5 protein-coding genes are annotated in these 6,000 nt (G+C 47.8%); all 5 read right to left on the bottom strand.

Features of this window, described 5'->3' with window-relative positions:
• Window positions 1–14 precede the first annotated feature (14 nt).
• Genes ASN18_RS15700 through ASN18_RS15720 form a run of 5 tightly spaced genes read right to left on the bottom strand, consistent with a single transcriptional unit; the run spans window position 15 to window position 5,581 of the window.
• Window positions 15–905 carry a hypothetical protein gene (locus tag ASN18_RS15700; RefSeq protein WP_085053727.1) on the bottom strand — a complete coding sequence of 297 codons (891 nt, stop codon included), beginning with the start codon at window positions 903–905 and terminating at the stop codon, window positions 15–17.
• A 4-nt stretch (window positions 906–909) separates the two neighbouring features.
• Entirely contained in the window at window positions 910–1,791 is an 882-nt protein-coding gene (locus ASN18_RS15705; protein ID WP_085053728.1) for a DUF58 domain-containing protein, read from the bottom strand.
• Window positions 1,792–1,803: 12 nt separating this feature from the next.
• Window positions 1,804–2,799, bottom strand: coding sequence for an AAA family ATPase (locus tag ASN18_RS15710; RefSeq protein ID WP_085053729.1), 996 nt, complete (start codon window positions 2,797–2,799; stop codon window positions 1,804–1,806).
• A gap of 44 nt (window positions 2,800–2,843) precedes the next feature.
• Entirely contained in the window at window positions 2,844–5,144 is a 2,301-nt protein-coding gene (locus tag ASN18_RS15715) for a GAF domain-containing protein (RefSeq protein WP_085053730.1), read from the bottom strand.
• Window positions 5,141–5,581, bottom strand: coding sequence for a hypothetical protein (locus tag ASN18_RS15720; protein ID WP_157073048.1), 441 nt, complete (start codon window positions 5,579–5,581; stop codon window positions 5,141–5,143). Before ASN18_RS15720 ends, ASN18_RS15715 begins: the two co-directional genes overlap by 4 nt.
• Window positions 5,582–6,000: the final 419 nt, after the last annotated feature.

Genomic DNA, 6,000 nt, shown 5'->3' on the forward strand with positions numbered 1-6,000 from the left:
ATATTCCGGGCATTCTAAGGGAACTCCCTCGTCTCATCTATAAACTTTTTCGCCGAGATAAAACTCCCCTGAATCTCATCAAAGGACGGCCCATATTTGGCAAATTTGACCATATCAGACCTGTTCAGGAAATCCTTTAGCAGCTCCTTGTGAGCCCCTGATAGTTCCTCAGAGCCTCTTACCATAAACAAAAACTCCTCTGTGGTCATCTCAGGGGCCTTGAGCTTGAACCTGTCTTCAATATAGTATCTTACAATGGAGGAAAGCTCTGTAAAATACTCTTTTATCAACCCTGATTTGTCGAGATTTTTTTCCTTCAGCCTCTGAAGCGCCTCATATGCGGTTTCATGCGCGCGGCGCGGCGGCGGGGGCAGCGCTTTTTTCCCCTTCCTTCGTTTTACTAAGTAATAAATCAGGGCAGCAACGGCTGCCGTTAGAAGCACTGCTGCAATAATAAAATATAAGTTATGCCTGCCCGTGTCCTCCTCAGGGCCTTTTATATCTGCTATCTCAAGCGTATCGTTATCAAAAAGCGTGCTGTGGATTGTGACGTTAACCGGGGGCACGTCCTGCTCTTTCGATATATCGGCAGCCTTATACTTTACCCTGTAGCCGCTTAAGACATATTCACCCGGAACAAATCCCCTCATCACATACTGCATGGTGTATTCCTTATTAAATAAACCGCGTGTTACAAGGGTGGACTTTACAAGCGTAAGGTTATCGGCGTCAGGTACGGGAAACTCCACGTCTTTAGCATTTTTTACGGTTATCGAATAAAGAAATCTCTCACCTATGGCAACGGTGTTTTTAAACACCGAGACGGTTACGTTATCAGGGGCGCCTGCCGCCGCACCTGCCGTAAGATAAATCATAAATATAGTCAGTACTGCCTTTAACACCATGTAATCAGCGGTTGAGTCTCCTTTCTCTCATCCTGAAAAATCTTATCAGGGTCTTAATATATGGCACATCTGTGGTAATCTCTATGTGGTCAATGCCGCTTGCTGTAAAGAGGCGTTTGCGCTGTTCAAAAATCCTTGTGGCCTGCTCCCTGTACTGATTTCTTACGGCAGCACTTGATGTATCAACAACAAATAGTTCCCCTGTCTCGGCGTCCTCAAGCGTGATAATCCCAACATTGGGCAGTGCCAGTTCCACGGGGTCGGTAAGCGTTACGGCTATAACATCGTGTCGTTTATTGGCAATTGACAGTGCCTTAGCGTACTTTGCGGCGTGGAAATCTGAGATAATAAACACGACAGCCCTCCGGCTGCTGACTTTATTCAGATATTCTATGGCCGCCGCTATGTCAGTGCCCTTGCCTTGCGGCTTGAGATACAGGGATTCTCTGACCACCCGCAGCACGTGCTTAAGGCCCTTGGCAGGCGGTATATATTTTTCTACCTTGTCTGTGAATGCGATAAACCCTACCTTGTCGTTATTTCTAACGGCAGAGAGGGCAAGCACAGAGCTGAGTTCTGCGGCCAAATCCCGCTTTAGCCTCGTGGTAGTGGCAAAGACACAGGAGCGCGACAGGTCAAGCAGGAATATTATTGTAAGCTCACGCTCTTCGACGAACTTTTTGATAAACGGCTCACCCATCCTCGCCGTCACATTCCAGTCTATGGAGCGAATATCGTCGCCGGGACTGTACTGGCGCACCTCGTCAAACTCCATGCCGCGGCCTTTGAACACGCTCCTGTAGTGGCCGGTAAAGAAATCCGCTGCCATGCGGCGTGTCTTTATCTCCACCCGGCGGATGTTTTTAATTACATCGGTTGGAAGCATGGGCCTATAATTTTAGGGGACTTCCACTTCTTCGAGTATGCGGTTGACGATTGTCTCAGATGTCTTGTCCTCGGCCTCAGCCTCATAGCTTACAATGACACGGTGTCTTAAGACATCAGGGGCAATGGATTTAACATCCTGCGGCGTAACAAAACCTCTTCCTTGGATAAAGGCATATGCCTTTGCAGCAAGGGCAAGGTAAATCGTAGCGCGCGGTGATGCCCCGTACTGGATAAGCCCTGAGAGCTCACCAAGCTTATAGTCCTGCGGCACTCTTGTGGCAAATACTATATCAACAATATATTTTTCTATTTTCTCGTCCATATAGACCTCATCTATGACCATTCGTGCGTTCATAATATCGGCAGGGGTTATGACGGCAGAGGCCCTGACCTCCCTAGAGGTAAAGGCCATGCGTCTGAGGATTTTCCTTTCTTCATCCTTATTTGGATATGTCATTTTCACCTTGAGCATGAACCTGTCGGTTTGGGCCTCAGGCAGCGGGTACGTGCCTTCTTGCTCGATAGGGTTTTGAGTTGCCAGGACTAAGAACGGTTCTTTAAGTTTATAGGTGTTGTCGCCGATGGTCACCTGGCGTTCCTGCATTGCCTCAAGCAGCGCGCTTTGTACCTTGGCTGGGGCGCGGTTGATCTCATCGGCAAGGATGATATTAGAAAACACAGGCCCTTTTTTTGTCGAAAATGTCCCGTCCTTTGGGTTATAGACCTGAGTGCCGATGATGTCGGCAGGCAGGAGGTCGGGTGTAAACTGGATACGCCTGAAGTCTGTCTTAATCGCCTGAGCAAGGGCCTTAATTGCTGTGGTCTTAGCCAGTCCAGGCACCCCTTCAAGCAGCACATGACCGTTTGCCAGTATCCCCACGAGCAGCCGCTCAAGGAGATATTTCTGCCCCACGATTATCTTTTCAAGCTCCGATAAGAGAAGGCTGATAAATGCGCTTTCCCTTTTAACCTTCTCGTTGATAAGTACAATGTCCTTGTCGGCCATCCCTTGCTAAACCTCCTGTTCACCTAAATATATAGCTGTTGAATCTATTTCGAGGTCATTGTCCATATGCCGTCCCATGCTCCTTCTGGTGGATTGGCCTTCAGGTGTTCACAGCGTTCGAGATATATTTTTGAGAGTTTATCAGCGGTGTGCAGCTTTAGTGACTCCTTGAATGCCCTCGTCGCACGGTCCCAGTCTCCCAGTTGGTATAACTTGCGTCCCTCTCTGAAGTAGCCTACTACCTCCATGAGGTATGGGAATGTCGTCTCAGTATGGTAATCTAGGACTTCGTATATCCTCACGGCCTTTGTCTTTCCCTTGACTATGACGTCGTCAATGTCGCGTATCTGATATATGCCGCGCAGTTTGTTGTACGTGTTTTCGGAGATGAGAATCCTTGCGCCGTACTGTTTACATGCAGATTCAACCCTTGAGGCCAGATTGACGCCGTCTCCTATCATCGTAAAATCCATGCGTTTTGGCGAGCCAATATTCCCTGAGACAACGGTATCTGTGTTGAGGCCGATGCCTATGTCTATTGGTTTTTTCCTGTCGGCAGCGCGTTTAGTGTTCCACTGCCACAGGGACTTGAGCATCGCAATGGCGCAGCGCAGCGCCCTGTCATCGTTATCTTCATACGGGATAGGGATGCCAAAGCCAGCCATAATGGCGTCGCCTATGAACTTATCCAGCATCCCACCCTCGGCCTGGATACACTCCATCATAAGGGTGAAATACTCATTTAGGAGACTAACAGTGCCATGCGCCCCCAGTTCCTCTGTAAATGTGGTGAAGCCGCGAATGTCCGAAAATAACACCGTGGCCTGCGTACTCTTGCCGCCCAGAATATCTTCACCTCCGGCCAGAAGTTGATCAGCCAGTGCCGGGTCCATGTAACGCGACATAGTAGATTTCATGCGCTTCTCGCCGGATATGTCCTCAAGTATTATCATATTACCGAGTTTTTTCTTTTCATTGCTTACCAAAGGCAGCACCGTCACGTTTGCTGATACGCTTTCCCCGTTAAAAACAAGCGCTGCGTCCATGGTTATCTCAGCGCTTCTGGTGTTCTCAACCTGCCTGACCTTATCTACAATCCATGAGTTTTGTCCAGTAAAAAAAGCGCCCGTCTCTTTGCTGATTATCTGATTTATGTCTGTCTTTAATATGCGCAGCCCTGAGGCGTTGCACGTGATTATCCTTCCTTCCTCGTCAAGTGTGATGACGCCGTTACTCATACTTTGGAGCATACTTTCATTATAGTTCTTCATATTTTGAATGTCATTAAAGAGCTTGGCATTCTCAAGGGCAATAGATATCTGGGCAGTGAATGCCTTCAGTCTGGACTCATCCTCGTCAGTAAACGGGCCGCCGCGTTTATTCAGCACCTGTGTTACGCCGATTACCTTGCCCTGTTTGTTCGCAACAGGGGTGCAGAGTATAGAGCGCGTGAAAAACCCTGTTTTATAGTCAAACGCAGGATTAAAGCGCAGGTCTGCATACGCATATGGAATGTTTACGGACTTGCCGCTTTTGAAAACCGCCCCGGCAATGCCCAAATGATTGGGGAAGCGTATCTGGGTAACATCAATACCCTCGCCTACCATAGACCATAACTCGTTGGTCTTGGCATCGTTGATAAAGAGCGTGGAGCGTTCGGCATGGAGCATCTTCGTAGCCTCACTCATTACCTTCTGAAGCAGTGTGCTTAGTTCAATCTCCGATGTGATGTCTGCCACTATGTCAAGAAATTCCAGCTCCTGGGCGCGGGAACACTGCATCTGCTCAACGAACTGAGCCGTTTGCAACACTATGGCCGCCTGAGTTGTCATTGCCTCAAGCAGATTCATGTCATCTACGGCAAACTTGCCGTTTTGTTTATTGAGAATCTGCACAACACCAAGCACCTCGGACTTTCCCGTAACTATTGGTACGCATACCATGTTTCTGGTCTTAAAGCCGGTCTGCTGGTCGATTTCACGGTTAAATCGCTTATCCTTGTATGCGTCATTGACTATGACGCCCTTAGACATTTTAAACACATCGCCAGCGATGCCGCTGGTGTTGAGAAAACGTATCTGACGCTTAAAGCCGCCCTGCGCCACTATGGAGTACAGTTCACCTGTGGCCCTGTCGTTGAGGAAAATAGAGCCGCGCTCGGCTGAAAGCTCATAGATGGCCATATTAACAAATGTCTCAAGAATCCCATCTAGTGAGCCAATTGCGGCGAGCTTATGCGATATGCCAAGCAGCATCTCCGCCTGTCTGAGGCTTCTCTCAAGTTCATGCAGTTTTGTCTGCACAACGTCATGGGTAGATGGCGGATTGTCTGTGTTTTTCTTCATAATCGGTGTTTGGCCTCTAATGCCTGTCTAAGCGCCTGGATAGTCTTTTGAAGGTGATTGACTTCGCCCCGATGTGCCGCACGCTCATCGTCAAGGCGTCTTTCGAAGTCAAATGACATTGACTCCATTTCGTCTCGCATTCTGGCAGCAATTGCTTTAATCTGTTTTATCTCATCTGTCATTGTGGCAGCGGTTTTCTGAACCTGCTCATCCTTTTCCTGACTTACGCGCTGGAGTTCTTTTCTCAGCTCTATAATGGTAGCCTGAAGCTGCGACAGTTCAGCGCTGGCTGCCCTGGTTGCCATTCTGATAGAGTCCTCTTTGTCAAATTGCGCGAACTCAAGCTGTTTTCGCATCGCCCCTATTGTATCTTTCAGATACCGGTTCTCTTTAAGAGCGTTTTGTAATTCTTCTTCGAACTCAATATCTGTTTTCATATAGAATATTATCACACAACCGGTAGTGTCCGCAACTGTTCCGGCAATTTAACAGCAATTCTCGGTGAAGGCAAAAGAGACACTGGTTATATGTATAAGGTCCCATTTATTATATTTTTTCTATTTTCCAACGGCTTCTACCACCTCTGACAAGCTCTCTCACGTTGTGTTGGGTAACACCTATGTCTGTTACCCAACTAACTCTTGTAGGTTACCTTTCCATTCTTGACTGTAGTTTACCAGGCGTGCATCATCTCTGCCGTTTAAGGGCACTTTATCCATTCATATTCGTGGACAACACCCTTAGTGTCCGTTAGGAGCTAACCTCTCCTAATTGCCTCTGACCCATTCTACCAGGAGTTTGTGGTCATTATCCTTTGCCGTAAGAATATATCTCATACGATATTTCACAAGCTTCT

The sequence above is a fragment of the Candidatus Magnetominusculus xianensis genome (genome assembly GCA_001541255.1).
Taxonomy (GTDB): Bacteria; Nitrospirota; Thermodesulfovibrionia; order Thermodesulfovibrionales; family Magnetobacteriaceae; genus Magnetominusculus; species Magnetominusculus xianensis.

Coding starts and splice junctions, on each gene's coding strand:
- ASN18_RS15700 (WP_085053727.1), bottom strand. CDS start 905: ATGGTGTTAAAGGCAGTACTGACTATATTTATGATTTATCTTACGGCA.
- ASN18_RS15705 (WP_085053728.1), bottom strand. CDS start 1,791: ATGCTTCCAACCGATGTAATTAAAAACATCCGCCGGGTGGAGATAAAG.
- ASN18_RS15710 (WP_085053729.1), bottom strand. CDS start 2,799: ATGGCCGACAAGGACATTGTACTTATCAACGAGAAGGTTAAAAGGGAA.
- ASN18_RS15715 (WP_085053730.1), bottom strand. CDS start 5,144: ATGAAGAAAAACACAGACAATCCGCCATCTACCCATGACGTTGTGCAG.
- ASN18_RS15720 (WP_157073048.1), bottom strand. CDS start 5,581: ATGAAAACAGATATTGAGTTCGAAGAAGAATTACAAAACGCTCTTAAA.